We start from the raw sequence: 22,654 nt of genomic DNA on the forward strand, positions 1-22,654 counted from the left end.
AAGCGCCCGCGACGAGCGCCCGACATGACATGTCAGCCCGAGGCGAACCCGCTATCCCGGCATTCGCTCGAATTTCTGCAACGTGGGATCGATCGTGTCCCATGCATGGCCGCGGATGGCGTATGTGACCACCTGCGGGTCGAATTGGCCGGGGTCGTCAAGGCTGGTCGCGTTGACCGCAATCAGGTCCGGCATGGCGACGAATGTCAGGTAGACCGGCGTTCCACAGGTCGGGCAAAAGGCGTGGACCTTTTCGCTGCCGCTGTCGCCCGCTACCCGCCAGGTGCTCGCCTCGCCGGTGATTTTCATGTCGGCGCGCCGGCCGAAGGTCAGATAGGATCCGTGGCCTGTGCCTGCGCGCTTCTGGCAGTCGAGGCACTGGCAGTGGTTCTGGAAGATGGGCTCGCCGCTGGTTTCATAGCGGACCGAGCCGCATGCACAGCCGCCAATATAGCGCTTGGTCATTGTCGTTCTCCACTGGCCTGGTTCTGCATGATATCGCAAGGCATCAGGCCGATTTCGGCTTGGCGAAAAGGTCGATGCCGCTGCCGGTTTCGAGGAAGGATTTCATGCTGGACAGCACCGCCGGCCACCCCTGGCTGACGCCTTTCGCCATGCCGCTGCCGGCTTCGAGTTCGTCATGGGTGACGGTCAGCCGCACCATGGTGTCGTATTCCTCGATGCCGAAAGTCACCCGGCTGTATTGCGATGGATCGTTTGCCTGCGAAGCGTTCGCCCAGGTGATGACGAGACGGGTCGGCGGCGAGATCTCGACGACCTTGCCGACGAGTTCGACGGTCCGCTCGTCATTGGCGCGGATATGCTCCCATGTCGATCCCGGCTTCCAGTCGGAGACGTTCTCGTGGCCCCAGTAGCGTTTCGCAATGTCAGGCCTGGTTATGGCCTCGAAAACTTTTTGCGGCGTCGATTTGATGTAGGTCACGTAGACAAAGCTGGTCGTCTCTCGGGTCATTGGTCCTCTCCTTCGAGTTCTTGCTTCAGATCGTGCAGCAGGCTGAGCCGCTGCCGTTCGAATTTCCGCACCCACCGCTCGTAGACTTCGTGCAGCGGCACGGGGTTGATAAAATGCAGTTTTTCCCGGCCGCGCTTGACCGTGCTCACCAGGTTCGCCGCTTCCAGCAGGTCGATGTGCTGGGTGGCGGATTGCCTCGCCATGTCCAGGTTTTCGCAAAGCTGACTGAGCGTCTGCCCGTTCTTCTCGCAAAGAAGGTCAAGCAGCCTTCTGCGTGTCGGGTCGCCCAGCGCCTTGAAAACCTTGTCAGCGTCCATCAGCCTCACTCGTTGGCTTGCGAGGTGTAATATGCAGGTAAATACATGCATGTCAACTGGCAACCAACCTGGTCGCATTCGCCTTGGGCGAAAGCGGCTCTGGCTGGCAGTCAATTGTTGGATGGGCCGTGCGCCGGCCGTGTAGCGGTGGTTGTCGAAAGGGCTCCGCCCAGCTGTCGGCCAAGGCATAGTGAAACTGCCTGGCCTTCAAGCATCAGGTGATAGGAGCTAAGGGAAGGGCCCGCAAGACTTCGTCTGACGGGCCGCCAGGCTCTGGTCGATTGCCTCAGATGCCTTCGACGAGCACGATCTCGCCGTCGGCGACCTTCTGGCGGATGGCGACCGCGCGCTGGTATTCCGGCGAGTGGTAGCAATCGTGCGCCACGGCGAGCGATTCGAACTCGATGATGACGTTGCGTGCGCGTCCGACACCCTCGGCCAACTCATGCGCACCGCCGCGCGCCAGAAATTTCGCGCCGAAGCGGTCGAAGGCCAGTTTCGAGGCGGCGACATACTCCTTGTAGCCTTCGGCATCGCGCACATCGACGCGGGCGATCCAGTATCCCTTAGGCATTCTTCTTCTCCCTGTTGCTTACGCTGAGCGCATTTCGGCGACGATCGCTTCGGCCGCTTCTCGTCTGTTGGCCGACGCGACGATCGGCCGGCCAACGACGAGATGGCTGGCGCCGTTGCGGATCGCTTGTGCCGGCGTCACCACGCGCTTCTGGTCGCCATGGTCGCTACCCGCCGGCCGGATGCCGGGCGTCACCACCGCCATTTCGGGCCCGACGATGCGGCGCACCGCTTCCGCTTCCGCGGCCGAGCAGACGATGCCGCCCATGCCAGCATGCAGAGCCTGTTCCGAACGCCGCAGCACCAGCGTGTGCGGGTCGTATTCATAGCCGACGTCGATCATGTCCTGCTCGTCCATCGAGGTCAGCACGCTGACCGCCAGCAGGCAAAGGCCGCTACCCCTGGCCGCCTCCACCGCCGCCGCCATCGCCTTTGGATAGGCGTGGATGGTCAGCATGGTCACGCCCATTTTGACGATGTTCTCGACGCCCTTGGCCACCGTGTGGTCGATGTCGAGCAGCTTCATGTCGAGGAAGATCTTTGTTCCGCCGCTGGCCAGTTCCCTGGCAAAGTCGAGCCCGCCGGCAAAGGCCAGCTGATAGCCGATCTTGTAGAAGGAGACGACGCCGTCGAGTTCGCGCACCGCCTGTTCGGCCTCCTGCACGGTCGGTACGTCGAGGCCGACGATCAGTCTTTCCTGCATGGATTTGGCCTGTATCGTTTGAGCCTGGATGGATTTTGCCCGCATGGTATCGGCGATCACGCCTCGATCCGGGTCGACAGCATGCGCGAGGTTTCGATCAGCGTGCGACATAGGTGCTCCATCGATTTGTACAGTCTTTCGTCGCGGAAATTGCCGCCCTCGTCGAAGGCGCTGCCGCCTTCCGGCACCGAGCATTCCGGCGTCACCACCTCCATCTGGCAACGCACCAGCACGGCGCGCAGATGGTTGATGCAGCGGATCCCGGCAAAATGCCCGTTGGAGGACGAGCAGAGGCCAGCCACCTTGCCGGCCAGCGGCCTGACCGTCCGGCTGCCATCCCTGCGCACCCGGCTCACCCAGTCGATCGTGTTCTTGAGCAGCGGCGGGATCGAGCCGTTATATTCGGGCGTGGCGATCAGCAGCCCGTCATGGGCGATGACCAGACGGCCAAGTTTCAGGGCATTTACGGGAACGCCCTTTTCCTTTTCCAGATCCTCGTCGAGGATCGGCAGGGGATAGTCGGCGAGCGAGATGCGGGTCACCTCCGCGCCTTGCATGGCGAGCTCCTTTTGCGCCACGTCGGCGGTCCTGCCGCTGTAGGCGCCACTGCGCACCGAGCCGGCGAAGACGAGGATTTTCGGGATCACTGCCATTGGCCAACCTTGTTCCCGGACAGGTACAGCCAGAGGCGGATCAAATCAACGCACCTGCCCAAAAATCAAGGTCGAAATCCAGGTCGCTCCAGGGTGTGCTGAGATTGAGGTGAGGCCGGCCTCACCTGAATATCAACACGCCCTAATGCGCCTCGCGCCGGTAGATCCATAGCTGCGTCGGCGGAATGTTGCGGAAGATAAAATCGAAATGCTTGACCGTGTAGTCGCCACGGCCGGCCGGGATCGGCGACATCGGTCCGTAGGTCAGCTGCACGATCGGCCGTCCGGGCGGGATGCGGTCGAGCAGGCTCTCGATATAGGCGATGCGCTGGGCCACCGGAAAATTGAGCAGCGGCACGCCGGAAACCACGGAATCGAAGATCATCCCGCTCTTCTCGCCAAGCGTAGCGTTGAGGTTGAAGGCATCGCCCTCGATGACGTTGACGCCGGGATAGAGTTGCCGCAGGTGGCGGACGAAATCAGTGGAATATTCGACCGCATAGAGATTTTCGGGCCGCACCCCGAGGGCCAGGATGGCGCGGGTGATGACGCCGGTGCCGGGACCGACCTCGAGCACCGGCAGGCCGGATTTCGGATTGACGATCGAGGCCATCTTGCGGGCGGTGATCGAGCTGGTCGGGACGATCGAGCCGACCGTCTTCGGCTTGTCGATCCAGCCCTTGAAGAATTTGAGCTCGTCGTCGAACTTTTCGGCAAGTGCCTTTCGCAGTCCGGGACGTGTCATGCAAGCTCTCCTCAGCACTCCCCCGAGTTACTTAACACCTGAGCAGCGCAAGGCAAGGTGCGGGCAGACGCATGTCGTGGATAAGATAAGTTTCGTCGCGTCTCAAGACGCGACGCATTTCACGGAATCACGCGCCATGCCTTGAATTCCCGATCTATGCATGTCGTTGTCCCAAAACCGGTTCCCACTTTTGGGCGACAAGCATCAGGGCTCGCCGAAGGATTCGAAGAAATCCTTCATGCGGGCGAAAAAGCCACTCGATTGGGGCGAATTGTCCTGCGAGGAGAGCTGTTCGAACTCCTCCAGCAGCTCGCGCTGGCGGCGGGTGAGGTTCTGCGGCGTCTCGACCGCGGTCTGGATGTAGAGGTCGCCGACATTGGGCTGGCGAAGCACCGGCATGCCCTTGCCCTTGAGGCGGAACTGACGGCCGTTCTGGGTGCCTTCCGGCACTTTCACCTTGGTCTGCGTGCCATCCAGCGTCGTCACCTCGAAGGAGCCGCCAAGGGCGGCCGTCGTCATCGAGATCGGCACCTTGCAGTAGAGATCGGCGCCGTCGCGCTGGAAGAATTCGTGCGGCTTGACCGCCAGGAAAATATAGAGGTCGCCAGACGGCCCACCGCGCAGACCGGCCTCGCCCTCATTGGCAAGGCGGATGCGGGTGCCGTCCTCGATGCCGGCCGGGATGTTGACCGACAGCGAACGCTCTTCGGTGACGCGGCCCTGGCCGGCGCATTTCGGGCACGGGTCCTTGATGGTCTGGCCGCGGCCCTGGCATTGCGGACAGGTGCGTTCGATCGAGAAGAAGCCTTGCGTGGCGCGCACCTTGCCGTGGCCGTTGCACATCGAGCAGGTGACAGGCTGGGTTCCGGGCTTGGCGCCGCTGCCAGAGCATTCCGAGCAGGAGATCGATGCCGGTACGCGGATCTGCGCGGTCTTTCCCGCGTAGGCTTCCTCCAGCGAGATTTCCATATTGTAGCGCAGGTCGGCGCCGCGCTCGCGGCCGCCCGACGAGCGGCGCTGGCGCCCGCCCATCATGTCGCCGAAAATATCCTCGAAGATGTCGGCGAAGCCGCCGGCGCCGAAGCCTTGCGCGCCGCCATTCATGCCACCCTGCTCGAAGGCCGCGTGGCCGAAACGGTCATAGGCCGCGCGCTTCTGCGGGTCCTTCAGCGTCTCGTAGGCTTCGTTGATTTCCTTGAACTTATGCTCGCAGGAATGATCGCCGGGATTGCGATCGGGATGGAACTGCATGGCGAGCTTGCGGAAAGCGCTCTTGAGCTCCTTCTCGTCGGCGCCTTTCTGGACGCCCAGCGTTTCGTAGAAATCAGCTTTCATTTTTTCCCGCAGTCCGGATGTTCAACGTCTTGATGCATATGTTGCGTCGTTTGCCGGCACGTTGTCTCGATTTAGGAGCGGTGCTGCCCGGATGCTAGGGCCGGCGCGGTTCTGTCCGTCTTTTTCAGCGATTTTTTCCGCCAGGGTTGCAAAAAAGCCCGGCCTGCGCCGGGCTTTTCGCTTTATCTTGCCGTCAAACGGTTCAGGCCGACTTCTTCTTGTCGTCGTCCTCGTCGATTTCCTCGAAATCGGCATCGACCACGTCACTGTCCTTGGCGGCATCCGCCTTGGCGTCGGCTTCCGCCGCTTCCTTCTGCGAAGCCTCGTACATGGCCTGGCCAAGCTTCATAGAAGCCTCGGCAAGCGCCTGCGACTTGGCCTCGATGTCGGCCGCGTCATCGCCTTCGGCCGCGGCCTTCAGCGCCGTGATCGCATCTGCGATCGCCGTGCGTTCGGCTTCCGAGACCTTGTCGCCATATTCCTTCAGCGACTTCTCGGACGAATGCACCAGCGCCTCGGCCTGGTTGCGGGCCTCGACCACGGCACGCCGCTTCTTGTCGCTCTCGGCATTGGCCTCGGCGTCCTTGACCATCTTCTCGATGTCGGCGTCCGAAAGGCCACCCGATGCCTGGATGCGGATCTGGTGCTCCTTGCCGGTGCCCTTGTCCTTCGCCGAAACGTTGACGATGCCGTTGGCGTCGATGTCGAAGGTGACCTCGATCTGCGGCACGCCGCGCGGCGCCGGCGGGATGCCGACCAGGTCGAACTGGCCAAGCGCCTTGTTGTCGGCGGCCATTTCACGCTCGCCTTGGAAGACGCGGATGGTCACGGCGGACTGGCTGTCCTCGGCCGTCGAGAACACCTGGCTCTTCTTGGTCGGGATAGTCGTGTTGCGCTCGATCAGCCGCGTGAACACGCCACCCAGCGTCTCGATGCCGAGCGACAGCGGCGTCACGTCGAGCAGCAGCACGTCCTTGACGTCGCCCTGCAGCACGCCGGCCTGGATGGCGGCGCCGAGTGCGACGACCTCATCCGGGTTGACGCCCTTGTGCGGCTCCTTGCCGAAGAACTGCTTCACGATCTCCTGGATCTTGGGCATGCGGGTCATGCCGCCGACCAGGACGACTTCGTCGATTTCGCCAGCCTTCAGGCCTGCATCCTTGAGCGCCGCCTTGCAAGGGTCGATGGTGCGCTGGACGAGGTCGTCGACCAGCTGCTCGAACTTGGCGCGCGTCAGCTTCAGCGTCAGGTGCTTCGGCCCGGTCGCATCGGCGGTGATGAAGGGCAGGTTGATCTCGGTCTGCGTCGTCGACGACAGCTCGATCTTGGCCTTTTCAGCCGCCTCCTTGAGGCGCTGCAGTGCCAGCTTGTCGTTCTTCAGGTCGATGCCCTGTTCCTTCTTGAACTCGGCCGCCAGATACTCGACCAGACGCATGTCGAAATCCTCGCCGCCGAGGAAGGTGTCGCCATTGGTCGACTTCACCTCGAACACGCCGTCGCCGATCTCGAGCACCGAAATGTCGAACGTGCCGCCGCCAAGGTCATAGACGGCAATGGTCTTGCCATCCTTCTTGTCGAGGCCGTAGGCGAGCGCGGCCGCGGTCGGCTCGTTGATGATGCGCAGCACTTCCAGCCCGGCGATCTTGCCGGCGTCCTTGGTTGCCTGGCGCTGGGCGTCGTTGAAATAGGCCGGAACGGTGATGACCGCCTTCTCGACCTTCTCGCCGAGATAGGCTTCCGCCGTTTCCTTCATCTTCTGCAGGATCATGGCCGAGATCTGGCTGGGCGACTGCTTCTTGTCGCCGGCCTCGACCCAGGCATCGCCATTGTCGCCCTTGACGATCTTGTAGGGGACAAGCTTCTTGTCCTTCTCCGTCACCGGATCGTCATAGCGGCGGCCGATCAGGCGCTTGACCGCGAAGATGGTGTTTTCAGGATTGGTGACCGCCTGGCGCTTGGCCGGCTGGCCGACGAGACGTTCGCCGTCGCCGCTAAAGGCGACGATGGAAGGCGTCGTGCGCGCGCCTTCCGCATTCTCGATCACCTTCGGCTCTTTGCCATCCATGATGGCGATACAGGAGTTGGTGGTGCCGAGATCGATACCGATTACTTTTGCCATTTTTCTAGTCTCTCCGCTAAGCAGGCTCTCAGGACCCGTACAGGCGTTCCGACGAAAGCCCCTGTTCACAAGAAATTCCGTTCCGGCAACCGGCATTCCGGCGCCGAACGGCTTGGCGCGTATATAAGAACAGGCAGCATCGCGCGCAAGCATTCTGCGCAAGGCTTCCATGAACCTTTCCACCTCAGCCCGCGACTGATGTCCAGGTGCCGCATTGTGCGGCCCGGAAAGGAAGCCCCCATGACCATTAACCCAGAGGCTCTGAGGTCTCCGGGAACAACAGGAGCTCGGCGCGACCACCGCCTTCGGGACGAGGTCGACGCGCTGGGCTTCCTGTTGATTCCGTTGACCCTGCGTAAGAGCAGGCGTATCGTCAAGATGAGGAAAGCAGACAATTCGATCAGGGAAGAACGTGCCGGACCACCGCGCCTTGCCCTGGTTTGCGCGGTAACGCCGGATGTTTCTCCCGTGGCTAACGGGGGTAGCTTCATGTCTCGCGTCCGCGGCACGTTCGTGTCTTCTCTCAACAGCGGCCTGCGCCGCGCCATGCATCCGGTCGGATTGCTGGCGCTGGCGCTCACTGCCGGCCTGTGGCTGGGGGGCGCCGCGCAGGCGCAGGACACCCAGATCATCTATCCCGGCTCGATGGCGGTAACCGGATTTTCCGGCACCATCATTCCCAATTTCGACGAGGGCCTGCCGCCCGGCGTCGATCCGGTCGACGAAACCTTCATCGATACCACGCGCGCCACCTTGCGCGTGTTCGACGTCTCGCATCTCGGCGGGCCGGCCGCCGGCCAGCTCGTCTCCACGCCGCCGCCCTTCGAGGTGACGGCCGAACAGATCGGCCAGGTGTTCGGCCTCACATATGATGACGGCGTGCGCGACGGAGTTCCGTCGGGCGTCCCCAATCTCTATGCCGGCGCCACCTCGCTGCACGGCATCCGCATCGTCACCCCGGATGCCGACGGCGATGGAAGGCCGGAGCGGCAGCGCCGCGGCGCGGCCGGCGCCAGCTTCATGGATGGCCAGTTCGGCACTGAAAACGGTGGCGGGCAGGGTACCATCTGGAAGATCGACGGCATCACCGGCCAGGTCTCCAAATTTGCCGACATCGACACCAACAGCGGTCCGGGCATCGGCAACCTCACCTTCGATCCCATCCACCGCCAGTTCTTCGCCTCAGACCTCGACACCGGCCTGATTCATCGCATCAACGCCGAAGGCAGGCTGATCGACAGCTTCGACCATGGCGTTGCCGGGCGTCCGGCGCACGGGCTGGCTCCGGTCGCCGACGACGGTTCGGTGATGGACATACAGGGCGCGGCCTTCGACAGCGAAGACCCCGACGGCTGGGGCTACACGCAGGACGAGCGCCGCGTCTGGGGCGTCTCCTATCATGGCGGCCGGCTCTATTACTCGGTCGGCGAAAAGTCGGAAATCTGGTCGGTGGGCATTGCCCGCGACGGCAGCTTTGCCGGCGATCCGCGCTGGGAACTGACGGTCAGGGCCGACAAGGGCTATGCCGTCACTGACATCGCCTTCGACAACAGCGGCTTCATGTATTTGGCGCAACGCGGCCCGGTCGAAAACCGTTATGATTACAGTCAGTTCGCCGATTCCGGCAACGGCGAGATCATCCGCTACTGGCGCGAGAATCCGGACGATCCGGCGACGGAATCGGTCTGGGTCGAAGTGCCGCAGGAATATGCCGTCGGCTTCCCGCAAGGCAACCGGCAGTCGGCCGGCGGTCTCGACCTGCAATATGGCTATGATGCCGACGGCAATCTCGACACCTCGGTCTGCACGCAGACGCTGGTCAACACCGGCGACAAGCTACGCGACAATCCGGCGCTCGCCGAGCAGCTCGCCGCCGGCGGGCCGCTGGCCGTGCACGGCGTGCAGATCACGCCCAGGGAGCTGGTCAAGCCGGCCAACGTGCCGCCCTTCGGCTCCTGGTTCGTCGACTTCGACGGCTATTTCGAAGATCCCGAAGTGGAAGGCCATGTCGGCGACGTCGCGGTCTGGCATCCCTGTGAAGGTCGCGCCGGCTATTATGAAGAGATCCCGGGCGGCTATCTGCCCCCCTTCTACCCGCCGGACTTCCCACCGCCCGGCAATCTGCCTCCCTGTCTCGATGTCGAGGACGTCCAGTACTACTGCACGCCTTCCGGCCTCGAGGCCGATCTCTATCTCCATGACCATGCCGGCTTCGGCGGCGATTCGATCAAGGCTCAGTCCAGGACGCCAGGCGTCGGGGTGACTTCCCCCATGTCGCATGCGCCCGGCACGCCATACACGATCGGCATCACCGGCCACTATCCGGGCGACACAGTCGATGTTGGGCTCTGCTTCTACAGGAAGTCCGACAAGGACAAGGGTGGCTACTACCCTTGCTGCAAGATGACTTTGCCGCTCAGAACCCCAGCCGTCAGCTGCGAACGTTGAGGAGGGGAAGATGAAAAATCTCGCACTTTCCCCGCTCGCAACGAGCAACCAGTCAAAGCAGTCAACCGTCTTGGAGACGATCATGAAACCCCTGTCACTCGCCAGGCGCGGCGCGCGCTGGCTGATGGCGGCCGGTATCGCGGTCGCCACCCTGACCCCGGTGCAAGGCTTCGCCGAAGATGTCTACACCGTCATTACGGAGCCCAGACTCGACCTCGACAATCCGCGCATCATCAATCCGGAACCAGGCCGGGTCGTGCCTTTCTTCACCAAGAAGGGCACCCAGAGAGGCTGCGACTATGTTGTCTATTCCCTGAGCTTCGGTTTGCGCGGCGACCCGCAGGGTTTTGCCGACCCTGGCTTCGCGGCCAGACTGAAAAAGGCCCGGCTCGACTTCAAGGACCAGCTTCCGCACGGCCTTGAGATCGTCAACGTCAATGTGTCCGGCGACGGCACGGATGCGGCCGGCGGACCACTGCCGGGTGCAACGATCAGCACATCGGCAAATCCCAACGACACGGCGACGGTTTCCGATTTCCGGATTTCCGCCTCCGATCTCGACGGCGTCGGCGCTCCCAACGAGCGCGTCATCACCTTCCAGATCACGGCCAAGATCGACCATGCGGCGTTTCCTTCGCCGACCGTCGTCGACAACCAGGGCATGATCAAGGTGACGCCGGAAGCCGGCACGGGGATCATCATCCCGTCGCAGGATCCGAGCAGGCCCGACGACGGCGACTTCAAGACCGGCGAAAAGACCTCGATCAAGATCGATGTCACCAAGTGCAATCCGCCACCGCCACCTCCCGGCAAGGAATGCTTCAAGGTGGAGCGCGGCACGGTTGATTGCGTGCCCGGCGGCGGCGCCTTCATCTACCACATGCCGGTCGGCCCGGAGATGGGCGGCAAATGGGTGCAGGTGTCGACCACGACACCCGGCATCACCATCATCCCCGACACCCAGCTGGTGCCGGCGGGCGGCGGGGTGCTCAACTGGAAGATCGTTGGCGCGGCACCCGGCGATGTCATCCACCTCATCGTCACCGGCATCGAAACCTATGCCGGCCCGGAGGAAGGCTGGGGCCTGTGCTGCACGCAGACCATCGACATCGTCATCCCGCGCGACCAGAGATGCCCACCCAAGGACAAGGAACCGGACCTCAAGGTTGAAAAGCGTGCCGAAGTCCAGCGTTGCACGATGGGCGGCGGCTGCGACTTCACCATCAGGGTGACCAATGTCGGCACCGGTGCCTATCACGGCAAGATCGTGCTCGACGAGGTGACGCTGCCGGCCGGCTCCACGCTCGATTCAGGGCCCAATCCGCCCTGGGTCTGCGTACCCGGCACCACCCCGATGACGTGCACCTATCCGGTGACCACGCTCAATCCGGGAGCCTTCGTCGACCTCAAGCTCGGCTTCAAGCCAGCTGGCGGCTGGCAAGGCAGCGTGCTGCGCAACTGCGCCACCTACAATTATGCGGCCAGCGGCAAGCCGCTGTTCGGCAGCCAGTCGAACGATCGCGGCTGTGCCTCGATCCCGATCTGCCGGCGTGGCGATCGTGATCGCGAATGCCAGCCACCGGTCGAAAAGAAGGTCGACCTGATCCTCAAGAAGCGTGCCCGCACCGAGGTCTGCACGGCCGACGGCATCTGCACCTTCGTGATCGATATCATCAACAACGGCACCTTCACCTACAATGGGCCGCTGACGGTGATCGACAGCTATCCAGGCGGCGCGCCGGCCTCGTCGACCTTCGGCCCGACCCCGCCATGGACATGCGGCCCGACCGGCCCCGGTCAGTTCCGCTGCGACAATGCGGGCATCTCGCTCGCACCGGGCGCCTCGACACCGATCTTCGTCAAGGCGGTCATGCCGGCCGGCTATCAGTCCGACACGGTGGAGAACTGCGCCGAGGTGAAGGCCATCCCTGGTGAAACCGACCTCACCAACAACAAGGCCTGCGCCAAGGAACGCATCCGTCATCCCAATGGCGGCAAGCCCGCCTTGCGCATCACCAAGGTGTGCAATGGCTCGCTGGCCGGTGCCGCGGTCGTCTCTTGCCGCATCACCGTCGTCAATGCCGGCACGGCTGCGCCCACCGGTCCGGTGCGGGTCAACGACGCCGCCACGCTGGTGGCGGGCGGCGCGCCCGTCCAGATCCAGACCGTCACCCCCGACGGCGCGGAATGGGCGTGCGGACCGGTTCCAGCCAATACGCTGTCGTGCCAGATTCCCGGTGCCGTCATGACACCTGGAACCAGCCGCCACTTCGACGTGACGGTTTCGGCGAACGGCGAGTTCGAGAACTGCGCGCGGGGTTCGTATGGTCCGGCCCCCGGCGACGACATCGTCTATCCGATCGGCCAGGCCTGTGCCAAGGGCGGCGGCTCTTCGATCATCCGCGTCGAAAAGACCGGCGACCGCGAATGCAAGCTCGGCCAGCCCTGCTCGTTCGAGATCACCATCACGAATGACGGGACGAGCCCCTTCTCCGGTCCGGTTCGCATCGGTGATGCGATCGGCGTCGAAGGTCTCGGCAGGTTGGACGGCGTTGCGATCACCTCGATCGATCCGCCTTTCGGCTGCTCGCCGGAACCGGCGACCTTGCCACTGTCCTGCATTGCCAACCTGACGCTCGGCGCCGGGGAGAGCCAGGTGCACCAAGTCACCGTGGTCATTCCCGACGACGGCCGCCTGGCCAATCTGCAGGGCAATGTCAGCGGCCAGAACTGCGTCGGCGTCCTGTCTCCCGACACACGGGTGCAAGGCGGCGACATGCTCCCCGGCGACCAGGCCAATGTCCAGGGCGACCGCGGCAAGGCCTATGCGTGCCACCCCTTCACCATCACGCAAGAGGTGAAGAAGGAGTGCTCGCCAGGTTTCGTCATGAACGACGCCGGCAGATGTGTCTGCCCGCAAGGCACCACCTTCCGCAACGGCCAGTGCTCGCCCGACGGTGGCGTCATCGTCGAGCCAAAGCCGCGGCCCTGCGTCCTGCTCGAAGGTCAGATCCTCACCCAGGACGGACGCTGCGTCTGCCCACGCGGAACCGGGCTTCAAAACGGGAAGTGCGTCAAGACCGACAAGCCTGAGCAGTGCACCATCCGCGGTCAGGTCCACAATTCGGACGGCGATTGCGTCTGCCCGAAGGGTACGGAAGTCAGGGCCAATGCCTGCCGTCCGATCCGGCCGAAGCCTGAGCAGTGCACCATCCGAGGCCAGGTCCACAATGCCGATGGCGATTGTGTCTGCCCGAAGGGTACGGAAGTCAGGGGCAATGCCTGCCGTCCGATCCGGCCGCAGCCTGAGCAGTGCACCATCCGAGGCCAGGTCCACAATGCCGATGGCGATTGTGTCTGCCCGAAAGGTACGGAAGTCCGGGGCAATGCCTGCCGACCGATCCGGCCGCAGCCCGAGCAATGCACCATCCGTGGCCAGGTCCACGACGCCAACGGCAATTGTGTCTGCCCGAGGGGTACCGAGGTGCAAGGCAATGCCTGCCGGCGCAAACAGCCGCCGGTGGAGCAGTGCGACATACGCGGCCAGGTCCATAACAAGCGCGGCGAGTGTGTCTGTCCGCGCGGGACCGAGGTGATCGACGGCGCATGCCGCAGGTCCAGGCCGCAGGTGGAGGAGTGCGCACCGGGCTCGCAGATGATCAATGGCCAGTGCCAGCCGATCATCAGGCGGCACTGCCCGGAAGGCACGATTGGGCGCTATCCAAACTGCAGGCCGATCCGTGGCCAACTGGAGCCAGGCCTGCTGAACCCGAACGTCCTGCAGCAGCTGCTTCCGCGGCGCAGGACGCAAACTGACCAGCAACAGCAGGGCGATCCGGCTGGAAACATCCAGAACTTGAAGCCGTAACCGTCCGCGCGACACAACCAGAAACCCGCCGGAGCAATCCGGCGGGTTTTGTTTGGACCGGGGGCACCGGCAGCCGACATGGGCGGCACGTAGCCTGTGCAGCCAGCCGCCTGTGCACTCGACAAGTCACCTGCGGCGCATTAGGCAGTCGATTGAGTGGCCGGATGAGAAGGGCGCTCGGAAAGGCCGCGCCCATGAGCAAAAAAACCTTGATTGCACCCTCGGTGCTGGCATCGGATTTTTCCAGGCTCGGCGATGAAGTCGAAGCGGTGGTGGCTGCCGGCGCCGACTGGATTCACCTTGATGTCATGGACGGACATTTCGTCCCCAACATCACCTTTGGCCCGCCGGTGATCAAGGCGATCCGCAACCGTACCAAGGCCTTCTTCGACTGCCATCTGATGATCGCGCCGGCCGACCCCTATCTGGCCGCCTTCGCCGACGCTGGCTGCGACGGCATGACGGTGCATGCCGAGGCCGGGCCGCATCTCGACCGCTCGCTGCAGACCATCAGGAACCTTGGCAAGAAGGCCGGCGTGTCGCTCAATCCGGCAACACCGGAAAGTGCGGTCGAATATGTGCTCGACCGGCTCGATCTGATCCTGATCATGACCGTTAATCCGGGCTTCGGCGGCCAGGCCTTCATTCCGGCGATCGTCGACAAGGTGAAGCGGGTCAAGGCGCTGATCGGCGGCCGGCCGATCCGCATCGAGATCGACGGAGGTGTGTCAGCCGAAACCGCGCCGCTGGTCACTGCCGCCGGTGCCGACGTGCTGGTGGCAGGCGCCGCGATCTTCAAGGGCGGCAGTGTCGACGCTTACCGGCAAAACATTCAGGTGATCAGGACGGCCGCCGACAAGGCAGCTAGCTAGTCCACGGCGTTCATCCTGTCTTCAATTCCAATTGGCCGCCAACGGCTCTCATGCCCGGCAGGGTCCGTCAGAGTCTGATTCGCGAAGCATCGGGCCTGGACGAGAGGCTTGATTCGGTCCGTCTTTTGCGCGCGGCAGAAAAGACGATCGCGCGTGCACACAAGAAACAGATGATGCTGCGTGCATACAAAACATGTTAAGTTTCCGAAGGTTGTAGAAATACGCGAATTTGCATTGCTGAACGGCAAAATGCCGTATATTTCTTCGTGCTTAAGTACAATAGCGTGATCTTCTGCTTGAGCCTCCGAGGCCAGACGCGATATGGTACGTGTACGAAGGGGGATGCTTCGGACTCGAATTGCCCAAACATAATTTGGGGACAAGGAGTCGCTTTGACATACGGAGCTGCCAATCTGAACGACGACGGCGCAGGGCCCAAGAGCACGCTTGCCAGCACGGTCTATCACCAATTGCGGGATGACCTTCTCGGTGGAGTTCTTGAAGCCGAGAGCAAGCTGCGGGTCGAATGGGTGGTCTCCAAATATGGAGCCGGCGCTTCCCCTGTCCGCGAGGCGCTCAATCGCCTCGCCTCGGAAGGGCTTCTCGGCCGGCACGACCAGCGCGGCTTCTTCATCATGCCGGTCAGCGCGGCGGAGCTCGAAGAGCTGACGCGCACCCGTTGCTGGCTCGAGGAACGGGCTCTTCGCGAATCCATCGCCCACCGCACCGCCGAATGGGAAGAACAACTCGTGCTGGCGCTGCATCGCCTGGGGCGTGCGTCACGTCTTTCGCCGCAGAATCACTCGTCGCTCAATCCCGATTGGGAGAAGTTGCACCGCATCTTCCATCGCGTCCTGATTTCGGCCTGCCGGTCGCAATGGCTGGTGGGGTTCTGCGAGCAGCTTTCCGATCACGCCTACCGCTACCGGCAAATGGCGAGTGACAGCGAAAGCGCCCAGCGCGACGATTTCGGCGAGCATCGCCGGATCGCCGAATGTGCGCTGGACGGCAATGCCGACGGCGCCGTCGAAGCGCTGATCAATCACTACCAGCTGACCGCTGCCATGTGCATGGAACGCATCAGGCAATCGGAAGGCCTAAAGTCGGTCGCCGGCAAGGCCGCACGCGCCCGGCGATAGCGTCGGGTCCGGCAGTCTTTTGCAGCCATCCCTGCAGCCCATGGGCGCCACGGGCAAACACCTGTCCGCGGGTCTTGACGGCGCGGCCAAGAACCGCGAACTCTTCGCCGCCCATGCATGCCGCTCGAAAAGCATGCCCGGCGCCGCCGTCACTATCCCCGGGAAGACTTCATGAGCAACCATCTGTTCGACGCGTTCCGTTCCCGGATGCCGGCCCCCGATCGCTTGTTGATGGAAACCGATGATGGCCGCTCGCTGACCTATGGCGATATGCTGGCGCGGTCGGCGCAGCTCGCGCATGCGCTCTTGCAACTGGATGTCGAGCCGGGCGATCGGGTCGCCGTGCAGGTCGAGAAGAGCCCCGAAGCCGTCCTGCTCTATCTCGCCTGCCTGCGTGCCGGCGCCGTCTTCCTGCCGCTCAACACCGCCTACACGCTGGCCGAGCTGGAGTACTTCTTCGGCGACGCGGCGCCACGGCTGGTCGTCTGCGATCCGGCCAGGGAGGCCGACATCGGCGCAAAATCGGGCGCCGTCACCGTCACGCTCGGCCGCAATGGCGAGGGATCGCTGACGGATCAGGCCTCGCGATTGCCGGCGGACTTCCACGACGTGGTGCGGGCCAAGGACGATCTCGCGGCGATCCTCTACACCTCGGGAACGACGGGCCGCTCGAAGGGCGCCATGCTCAGCCACGAGAACCTTGCTTCGAACGCGCGGGTGCTGGTCGACCACTGGCGCTTCACGGCCGACGACGTATTGATCCACGCGCTGCCGATCTTCCACACCCATGGTCTGTTCGTTGCCACCAACGTCGTCCTGATGGCCGGCGCCTCGATGCTGTTCGAGCAGAAATTCGACCCGGCCCGCATCGTCTCGCTTTTGCCGCGAGCCACTGCTCTGATGGGCGTACCGACCTTCTACGTGCGCCTGCTGCAGCAGGACGGGCTGGACCGTCAGGCGGCGAAAAGTATCCGCCTGTTCATTTCCGGTTCGGCGCCGCTGCTGGCCGAGACGCACAAGGCCTGGCATGCGCGCACCGGCCACGCGATCCTCGAACGCTACGGCATGACCGAGACCAACATGAACACCTCGAACCCCTATGACGGCGAGCGGCGCGCCGGCACGGTCGGTTTTCCCCTGCCGGGCGTAGCGCTTCGCATTGCCGATCCCGACACTGGCAGGCCGCTTGCCCAAGGCGAGGTCGGCATGATCGAGGTCAAGGGACCGAACGTCTTCGGCGGCTATTGGCGCATGCCGGAAAAGACCAAGGCGGAATTCCGCGCCGACGGCTTCTTCATCACCGGTGATCTCGGCATTGTCGACGCCGACGGCTACGTCCACATCGTCGGCCGCGGCAAGGACCTGATCATTTCCGGCGGCTACAACATCTATCCGAAGGAGCTCGAAAGCGAGATCGACGCGCTTGACGGGGTAACCGAAAGCGCTGTCATCGGCGTTGCCCATCCCGATTTCGGCGAAGGCGTCACCGCTGTCGTCGTGCGGTCGCCGGCTTCGAACATCACCGGCGCCGAAATTCTCGGCGCCATCGCTGAACGCGTCGCAAAATACAAGCACCCGAAGCAGGTGATCTTCGTCGACGAATTGCCGCGCAACACCATGGGCAAGGTGCAGAAGAACCTGCTGCGCGATACCTACAGGGGTCTCTACACATCGTAAGCCTGGACGTGCGCAGGCAGCTCGTCAGCCGGGGTACAGCAGCTCGACGACATGCTCGGCGATCGCCAGGCTTGCCGTCAGGCCGGGGCTCTCGATGCCGAACAGATTGACGATCGGCCCTGTGCCATGGTCGGCCGGACCCTGGATCATAAAGTCGGCCGCAGGCTGGCCCGGGCCGGACAATTTTGGCCGGACGCCGGCATAGGCCGGCTGCAAGGCGCCGTCGGCAAGATCGGGCCAATAGCGCCTGATCTCGCCGTAGAAGGCCGCACCACGAGCAGGGTCGACCGTATAATCCACGCTGTCGATCCATTCGACATCCGGACCGAAGCGCGCGCTGCCGCCCAGATCGAGGGTGAGATGGACGCCGAGGCCGCCATTGACCGGCACCGGATAGATCAGCCGCGAGAAGGGTGACCGGCCCGAGAGTGAAAAATAATTGCCGCGCGCCAGCCATCGCTGCGGAACAAGGTGTTGCGGAAAACCTTCGATGCGGCCGGCGAGAGCCTGCGCATCGAGGCCCGCGGCGTTGACGAAGGCGCCGGCCTTCAGGGCGAAGCCCTCGCCATCGGCATCGCGCGTATCGATCCGGATCCCATCGGCTTCGATCGCCGCTCCGGTAACGGACGTGACCAAGGCGAAGGATACACCGGCGGCCTCGGCGTCGCCGCGCAGCGACAGCATCAGTGCCTGGCTGTCGATGATGCCGGTCGATGGCGACAGCAACGCGCCGGCGCATTCCAGCGCGGGTTCGAGGCTCTCGGCTTGTGCCTGCGTCAAGATTTCGAGATCGCCAATGCCGCAACTGTGCGCGTTGGCCCTGATCGCATCCAGCCTGTCCAACTGGCCCGGTTCGACGGCGACGATCAGCTTGCCGGTGCGCGCATGGGCAACATTGTGCTCGCGGCAATAGGCATAGAGCCGCTGGCGGCCTTCGACGCAGAGCCGGGCTTTCAGGCTGCCCGGCGCATAGTAGAGCCCGGCATGGATGACTTCCGAATTGCGCGAACTGGTGACGGTGCCGACCGCGCCGGCCTGTTCGACCACCAGCACCTCTCGGCCCGACAGGGCGAGCGCCCTGGCGATGGCGAGCCCGACGACACCTGCTCCTGCAATGACGCAATCGATGTCATGCATGGCCTGATATCACCCAGCGCTGTTGAAGCCTGCAAAAACCTTCTCGCCGCCGATCCAGACGCCTCTGATGTCGAGACCGTCCGACAGCGCAACGATATCGGCTGCCGTGCCGTTGGCGAAGCGCCCGAGCCGGTGCGACTGGCCGATCGCTTGTGCCGGATAGAGCGAGGCCATGCGCAAGGCCTCGGAAAGCTCGACCCCGACGACGCGGTGGATGAAGCGCACAGCCGAGATCATGTCGAGATCGGCACCCGCCAGCGTGCCGTCGGCAAGCCGCAGGCTGCCATCCCTGCGGTAGATGGTGCGGCCGTTGAGCGTGAACGAGGTCATGTCGGTGCCAATCGGCGCCATGGCGTCGGTGACCAGCACGATCCGGGCCGGTCCCTGCTTGGCCCGCAGCGCGATCTTGATAGTGGCGGGATCGACATGGATGCCGTCGGCGATGAGGCCGGCCGACAGGGAGCCGATATCGATGGCGGCACCAGCCAGTCCGGGCTCGCGGTTGCCGATCTGGCTCATCGCGTTGAACAGATGGGTGACCATCGAGGCACCGGCCTCGGCAAAGGTGCTGGCCATGGCGTAGCCGGTGTCGGAATGGCCGAGGCTGACGATGACGCCGGCCCTGGTCAGCGCCGAGACGCGCGCCGGTTCGACGGATTCTGGTGCGATGGTGGTCAAAAGGACCGGCAGTTTCTGCCGCGCCGCGATCAGCTTCGCCTGGTCGGCGTCAAGCATCGGCCGGATCAGCGCCGGATCATGCGCGCCCTTGCGGGCGATCGACAGATGCGGGCCTTCGAGATGCAGGCCGAGGAAACCCGGCAGCTTCCGCAGCGCCGCAGCTTCACCGGCGGCGGCAGCGGCAGCGGTGATGTCGGGCGTGTCGGTGATCAGCGTCACCAGAAGCGCCGTCGTGCCGAAGGGCGCATGCGCCCGGCAGATGGTTTCGAGCGAGGCGACATCGGGGTGGTCGTTGAGCATGACGCCGCCGCCGCCATTGACCTGTAGGTCGACGAAGCCGGGCGCCAGCATGCCGCCGCCGGTCGCGACGACGCGGATGTCGGAGGCAATGGCGCCGGCGGGCAGGATGGCCTCGACGAGGCCGTCGCGCACGACAAGTGCGGCGCCGTCATGCCAGTCGTCGCCGTCGAAAATGCGGGCGCCAGTCAGGGCGAAACGGTCGCTCATACGGTCTCCGTCACCTTGCGAAGATTGCGCGGCGTGTCCGGATCGAGGCCGCGATGGCGGGCAAACGCCTCGACGAACATATAGAAGGAGACGATCAGCGTCAGCGGATCGGTCAGCGGATGGCCCGTGGCGACATGCGGCAGGCGCACGGCGCGCTGGGCAAGTGCGGAGGTGACGAACACCGGCGCGCCCTTGGCCGCCAGGCTGTCGGCGGCCTCGGCGACCGACGGCTCCGATGCGTCACGCGCGGCCAGCGCCAGCACCGGAAAGTCCGGGCCGATCAGCGCCAGCGGGCCATGCATGACTTCGGCCGCACTATAGGCCTCGGCATGCATGCCGCAGGTCTCCTTGAACTTCAGCGCCGCCTCGTTGGCCATCGCCGCCGACGGGCCGCGGCCGAGGATGAACAGCGACTTCTGCTTCTCGATCGTTTCGGACAGCACCGTCATCCAGTCGCAGGCGATCGCCTTGCGGAAATGCTCGGGCAATTGGAAGAGCGCCGCCAGCAACGCCTCGTCGCCAGTGGCATGCGCCATCAGGCCAAGGCCGGCGACGGCGGAATTGATGAAGGTCTTGGTCGCCGCGACGCTGCGCTCCGGCCCGGCCAGGATATCGATGGCATAATCCGACGCGCGCGCCAGCGGCGAATCGGCGGTGTTGGTGATGGCGATGGTCAGTGCGCCACCGGCCCGCGCCGTCTCGGCCATGGCGACGATGTCGGGGCTCTTGCCCGACTGCGAGATCGCCAGGCAGGCCGAACCGCCGAGCCTGAGCTCGGCCCCATAGATCGAGGCAATCGACGGACCGACCGACGCGACTGCAAGGCCTGCGGTCAGCTCGACGGCATATTTCATGAAGGTGGCGGCATGGTCGGACGAACCGCGCGCCACGGTGACGACAAACTGCGGGTCGCGTTCGCGGATGCCGCGCCCGGCCTCGGTCAGCACGGCGCCGGAGCCGTCGAGCAGGCGGGCGACAGCCAGCGGGATCTCTTCGATCTCGCGCCGCATATGGGTCATTCCAGCCGACTTGGTCGGCTCAGTCGGCATTGTCGACTCTGTACTCATGGTCGGCCCTCTTCGCTCGGCCCTGTCAGCCGCAGTTCGGCGACGAAATCATAGGCGTCGCCTCTGTAGATGGAACGGGTGAATTCGATCACCTTGCCGCTCGCCAGATAGGAGATGCGTTCGATGTGCAGGCCGGCAATGCCCGGCGGCACCTCGAGCAGGCGCGCGTCGCCGTCGCCGAGGTTGGCGGCGGAGATGCGCTGCACCGCCCGCACCGGCCGGTTGCCGGTCAATTCCAGGGCCGCATAGAGCGAGGAACCTATTCCCGCCGGGTCGGGCAGCACGCTGGCCGACAGCGAGGCGCGTTCGATCGCCAGCGGCGTGTCGTTGGCGATACGCAGGCGCGCCACCCGCGCCACCAGTTCGTTCGACGACAGGCCGAGCACCATCATCTCGTCGGGCGAGGGCGCATAAAGGCCGCGGTCGAGCCAGGCCGAACGCACCGCCATGCCGCGCCGCGCCATGTCCTCGGTAAACGAGGTCAGCCGCGACAGCGACTGCTCGACGCGCTCCATGCGCGGCGCCACGAACGTTCCGGAGCCATGGCGTTGCACCAGGATACCGCCCTTGACCAGGTCCTGCACCGCCTTGCGTACGGTGACGCGCGAAATGTCGGCCTTGCTTGCGATGTCGCGCTCCGAGGGCAGTGCGTCACCCGGTCCGATCAGGCCGCGATTGACTGCGTCCTCGATGCTTTTCCTGAGTTGCAGATAAAGTGGCGCGCCGCTTTGCGACGACTGTTTCAGAGTGGCGAAGATCTGGTCGGCGGCATCATTCATCGAGCCGCCTCCGTTGGCCGGGCGAAAAGGCGCGCCGCCATCTGCACGGCGCCGCCCAATGCATCGTCGAGCGGCGGCTTCAGCAGCGCCCGGTAGCGGGCCGACAGGCGCGGCGCGTAAAGCGGCGCCAGGCCGCCGAGCAGGCACAGCGGCGCGTCATCCGCAAGGTCGAGCGCGCCGAGCGCGGCTTCGACATCGGCGACCACCCTGTCCAGGATCCAGTTGGCAACGCTGTCGCCCTTTTCGGCATGCTCGAAGACCTTGGGCGCGAAGCCGCCGAAATCGCCGGGCTTGGCATTGGTGGTGAATTCGACCACATCCTGCGGATTGTTGCGGAAGACCGCCAGCATCCTCTGCGTCAGCGGCGAGCCCTCGCGGACGCCGTCATAGGCAAGCAGCGTCTGTTCGAGCAGGTCGCGTCCGATGCGGGCGCCGCTGCCCTGGTCGCCGACCTGAAAGCCCCAGCCGCCGATGGCGCGCGACTTGCCGTTCTTGCGCGCCATATAGGCGGTGCCGGTGCCGAGGATCGCCATGGCGCCGTCGCCGGAGCCGACAGCCCCTTCCAGCGCGATCTCGGCGTCGGTCTCGACACGGCTGATGCTGAACGGCAGGATCGCTTCGAGCTGCTGCCGGTAGGTGCCGACATTGGCGCCGGCAAGGCCGAGAATGGCCGGTGTCTGCGGGATCAGCTCCGGATCTTGCCCGGCGGCAATGAACGCCTGCCGTGCCGCCTCGACGATGTTCGACCGGGCGCCGGTGAGATCGGTGCGGATGTTGGCGGCGCCGCTCTTGGCGCGGCCAATGACGGCGCCATCCGCAGTTGCCAGGGCGGCCCTGCAGCTGGTGCCGCCGCCATCGATACCGAGCACGAAATTCACGCGTTTTCTCCTCCGGGCGGATAATACCAATAAAATACCAATAGCCAAGGCTTAATTTCCGTTTCAAAAAGATTAAGCCGTATTTTATTGAAAAACCTAGGCATTTCGTCGGCTCAGTGATTTCTAGCCAGCGAATTCGTTAATGCATGTGGACAAGTGGTATTTTTTTGGTATTGTTTCTCCATT

19 protein-coding genes are annotated in these 22,654 nt (G+C 64.0%); 5 read left to right on the forward strand and 14 right to left on the reverse strand.

Annotated elements, in window-relative coordinates; all coding sequences use genetic code 11:
* Positions 1-51: 51 nt before the first annotated feature.
* The 9 genes from AC07FD_RS39245 to dnaK form a co-directional block, all read right to left on the reverse strand.
* Complete coding sequence (locus AC07FD_RS39245; RefSeq protein WP_478354173.1) at positions 52-465, reverse strand: GFA family protein; 414 nt, start codon at positions 463-465, stop codon at positions 52-54.
* A gap of 43 nt (positions 466-508) precedes the next feature.
* Positions 509-973 (reverse strand): SRPBCC family protein, encoded by a 465-nt coding sequence (locus AC07FD_RS39250; protein WP_095083690.1) that lies wholly within the window; start codon positions 971-973, stop codon positions 509-511.
* A complete protein-coding gene (locus AC07FD_RS39255; RefSeq protein ID WP_095084355.1) occupies positions 970-1,290 on the reverse strand; it encodes an ArsR/SmtB family transcription factor in 321 nt (106 codons plus the stop codon). The genes AC07FD_RS39250 and AC07FD_RS39255 overlap by 4 nt, the downstream gene beginning before the upstream one ends.
* Positions 1,291-1,576: 286 nt before the next feature.
* On the reverse strand, positions 1,577-1,864 hold the full coding sequence (locus tag AC07FD_RS39260) for a DUF1330 domain-containing protein (RefSeq protein WP_477280885.1): 288 nt from the start codon (positions 1,862-1,864) through the stop codon (positions 1,577-1,579).
* Positions 1,865-1,882: 18 nt separating this feature from the next.
* The gene (pyrF, locus tag AC07FD_RS39265) at positions 1,883-2,596 is read right to left on the reverse strand and encodes an orotidine-5'-phosphate decarboxylase (RefSeq protein WP_478354188.1); all 714 of its coding nucleotides are present in this window, start codon (positions 2,594-2,596) and stop codon (positions 1,883-1,885) included.
* Positions 2,597-2,622: 26 nt separating this feature from the next.
* Positions 2,623-3,219, reverse strand: a complete 597-nt coding sequence (locus AC07FD_RS39270) for an NADPH-dependent FMN reductase (RefSeq protein ID WP_184872867.1) — start codon at positions 3,217-3,219, stop codon at positions 2,623-2,625.
* A 142-nt stretch (positions 3,220-3,361) separates the two neighbouring features.
* The gene (gene pmtA / locus AC07FD_RS39275) at positions 3,362-3,964 is read right to left on the reverse strand and encodes a phospholipid N-methyltransferase PmtA (RefSeq protein WP_477224925.1); all 603 of its coding nucleotides are present in this window, start codon (positions 3,962-3,964) and stop codon (positions 3,362-3,364) included.
* A gap of 204 nt (positions 3,965-4,168) precedes the next feature.
* Positions 4,169-5,299, reverse strand: a complete 1,131-nt coding sequence (dnaJ, locus tag AC07FD_RS39280) for a molecular chaperone DnaJ (protein WP_478354174.1) — start codon at positions 5,297-5,299, stop codon at positions 4,169-4,171.
* Between the two features lie 202 nt (positions 5,300-5,501).
* Positions 5,502-7,418 (reverse strand): molecular chaperone DnaK, encoded by a 1,917-nt coding sequence (gene dnaK / locus AC07FD_RS39285; RefSeq protein ID WP_095083681.1) that lies wholly within the window; start codon positions 7,416-7,418, stop codon positions 5,502-5,504.
* A 489-nt stretch (positions 7,419-7,907) separates the two neighbouring features.
* Here dnaK and AC07FD_RS39290 point away from each other — a divergent pair, with 489 nt between their 5' ends.
* The 5 genes from AC07FD_RS39290 (at position 7,908) to AC07FD_RS39310 (ending at position 17,422) form a co-directional block, all read left to right on the forward strand.
* The gene (locus AC07FD_RS39290) at positions 7,908-9,866 is read left to right on the forward strand and encodes a hypothetical protein (RefSeq protein WP_478354175.1); all 1,959 of its coding nucleotides are present in this window, start codon (positions 7,908-7,910) and stop codon (positions 9,864-9,866) included.
* A gap of 10 nt (positions 9,867-9,876) precedes the next feature.
* Positions 9,877-13,734, forward strand: a complete 3,858-nt coding sequence (locus AC07FD_RS39295) for a DUF7929 domain-containing protein (protein WP_478354176.1) — start codon at positions 9,877-9,879, stop codon at positions 13,732-13,734.
* Between the two features lie 194 nt (positions 13,735-13,928).
* The gene (gene rpe / locus AC07FD_RS39300; RefSeq protein ID WP_478354177.1) at positions 13,929-14,606 is read left to right on the forward strand and encodes a ribulose-phosphate 3-epimerase; all 678 of its coding nucleotides are present in this window, start codon (positions 13,929-13,931) and stop codon (positions 14,604-14,606) included.
* A 392-nt stretch (positions 14,607-14,998) separates the two neighbouring features.
* Entirely contained in the window at positions 14,999-15,745 is a 747-nt protein-coding gene (locus tag AC07FD_RS39305; RefSeq protein WP_457150522.1) for a GntR family transcriptional regulator, read from the forward strand.
* Between the two features lie 171 nt (positions 15,746-15,916).
* Positions 15,917-17,422 carry a malonate--CoA ligase gene (locus tag AC07FD_RS39310; protein ID WP_478354178.1) on the forward strand — a complete coding sequence of 502 codons (1,506 nt, stop codon included), beginning with the start codon at positions 15,917-15,919 and terminating at the stop codon, positions 17,420-17,422.
* A gap of 24 nt (positions 17,423-17,446) precedes the next feature.
* On the opposite strand, the gene AC07FD_RS39315 is transcribed toward AC07FD_RS39310, so the two are convergent.
* Genes AC07FD_RS39315 through AC07FD_RS39335 form a run of 5 tightly spaced genes read right to left on the reverse strand, consistent with a single transcriptional unit; the run spans position 17,447 to position 22,468 of the window.
* Positions 17,447-18,559, reverse strand: coding sequence for an NAD(P)/FAD-dependent oxidoreductase (locus tag AC07FD_RS39315; protein WP_478354179.1), 1,113 nt, complete (start codon positions 18,557-18,559; stop codon positions 17,447-17,449).
* A 9-nt stretch (positions 18,560-18,568) separates the two neighbouring features.
* Complete coding sequence (gene nagA, locus AC07FD_RS39320; RefSeq protein ID WP_478354180.1) at positions 18,569-19,744, reverse strand: N-acetylglucosamine-6-phosphate deacetylase; 1,176 nt, start codon at positions 19,742-19,744, stop codon at positions 18,569-18,571.
* A complete protein-coding gene (locus tag AC07FD_RS39325) occupies positions 19,741-20,754 on the reverse strand; it encodes an SIS domain-containing protein (RefSeq protein WP_478354189.1) in 1,014 nt (337 codons plus the stop codon). The genes nagA and AC07FD_RS39325 overlap by 4 nt, the downstream gene beginning before the upstream one ends.
* Positions 20,755-20,807: 53 nt before the next feature.
* Positions 20,808-21,590 carry a GntR family transcriptional regulator gene (locus AC07FD_RS39330; protein ID WP_111545308.1) on the reverse strand — a complete coding sequence of 261 codons (783 nt, stop codon included), beginning with the start codon at positions 21,588-21,590 and terminating at the stop codon, positions 20,808-20,810.
* Positions 21,587-22,468, reverse strand: coding sequence for a glucosamine kinase nucleotide-binding domain-containing protein (locus tag AC07FD_RS39335; RefSeq protein WP_478354181.1), 882 nt, complete (start codon positions 22,466-22,468; stop codon positions 21,587-21,589). The genes AC07FD_RS39330 and AC07FD_RS39335 overlap by 4 nt, the downstream gene beginning before the upstream one ends.
* Positions 22,469-22,654: the final 186 nt, after the last annotated feature.

The sequence above is a fragment of the Mesorhizobium waitakense genome (assembly GCF_056431085.1).

Bases quoted from the DNA above. Each gene is read 5' to 3' on its own strand.
- AC07FD_RS39245 (WP_478354173.1), bottom strand. From the start codon at position 465: ATGACCAAGCGCTATATTGGCGGCTGTGCATGCGGCTCGGTCCGCTAT.
- AC07FD_RS39250 (WP_095083690.1), bottom strand. From the start codon at position 973: ATGACCCGAGAGACGACCAGCTTTGTCTACGTGACCTACATCAAATCG.
- AC07FD_RS39255 (WP_095084355.1), bottom strand. From the start codon at position 1,290: ATGGACGCTGACAAGGTTTTCAAGGCGCTGGGCGACCCGACACGCAGA.
- AC07FD_RS39260 (WP_477280885.1), bottom strand. From the start codon at position 1,864: ATGCCTAAGGGATACTGGATCGCCCGCGTCGATGTGCGCGATGCCGAA.
- AC07FD_RS39270 (WP_184872867.1), bottom strand. From the start codon at position 3,219: ATGGCAGTGATCCCGAAAATCCTCGTCTTCGCCGGCTCGGTGCGCAGT.
- pmtA (WP_477224925.1), bottom strand. From the start codon at position 3,964: ATGACACGTCCCGGACTGCGAAAGGCACTTGCCGAAAAGTTCGACGAC.
- dnaJ (WP_478354174.1), bottom strand. From the start codon at position 5,299: ATGAAAGCTGATTTCTACGAAACGCTGGGCGTCCAGAAAGGCGCCGAC.
- dnaK (WP_095083681.1), bottom strand. From the start codon at position 7,418: ATGGCAAAAGTAATCGGTATCGATCTCGGCACCACCAACTCCTGTATC.
- AC07FD_RS39290 (WP_478354175.1), top strand. From the start codon at position 7,908: ATGTCTCGCGTCCGCGGCACGTTCGTGTCTTCTCTCAACAGCGGCCTG.
- AC07FD_RS39295 (WP_478354176.1), top strand. From the start codon at position 9,877: ATGAAAAATCTCGCACTTTCCCCGCTCGCAACGAGCAACCAGTCAAAG.
- rpe (WP_478354177.1), top strand. From the start codon at position 13,929: ATGAGCAAAAAAACCTTGATTGCACCCTCGGTGCTGGCATCGGATTTT.
- AC07FD_RS39310 (WP_478354178.1), top strand. From the start codon at position 15,917: ATGAGCAACCATCTGTTCGACGCGTTCCGTTCCCGGATGCCGGCCCCC.
- AC07FD_RS39315 (WP_478354179.1), bottom strand. From the start codon at position 18,559: ATGCATGACATCGATTGCGTCATTGCAGGAGCAGGTGTCGTCGGGCTC.
- nagA (WP_478354180.1), bottom strand. From the start codon at position 19,744: ATGAGCGACCGTTTCGCCCTGACTGGCGCCCGCATTTTCGACGGCGAC.
- AC07FD_RS39325 (WP_478354189.1), bottom strand. From the start codon at position 20,754: ATGCGGCGCGAGATCGAAGAGATCCCGCTGGCTGTCGCCCGCCTGCTC.
- AC07FD_RS39330 (WP_111545308.1), bottom strand. From the start codon at position 21,590: ATGAATGATGCCGCCGACCAGATCTTCGCCACTCTGAAACAGTCGTCG.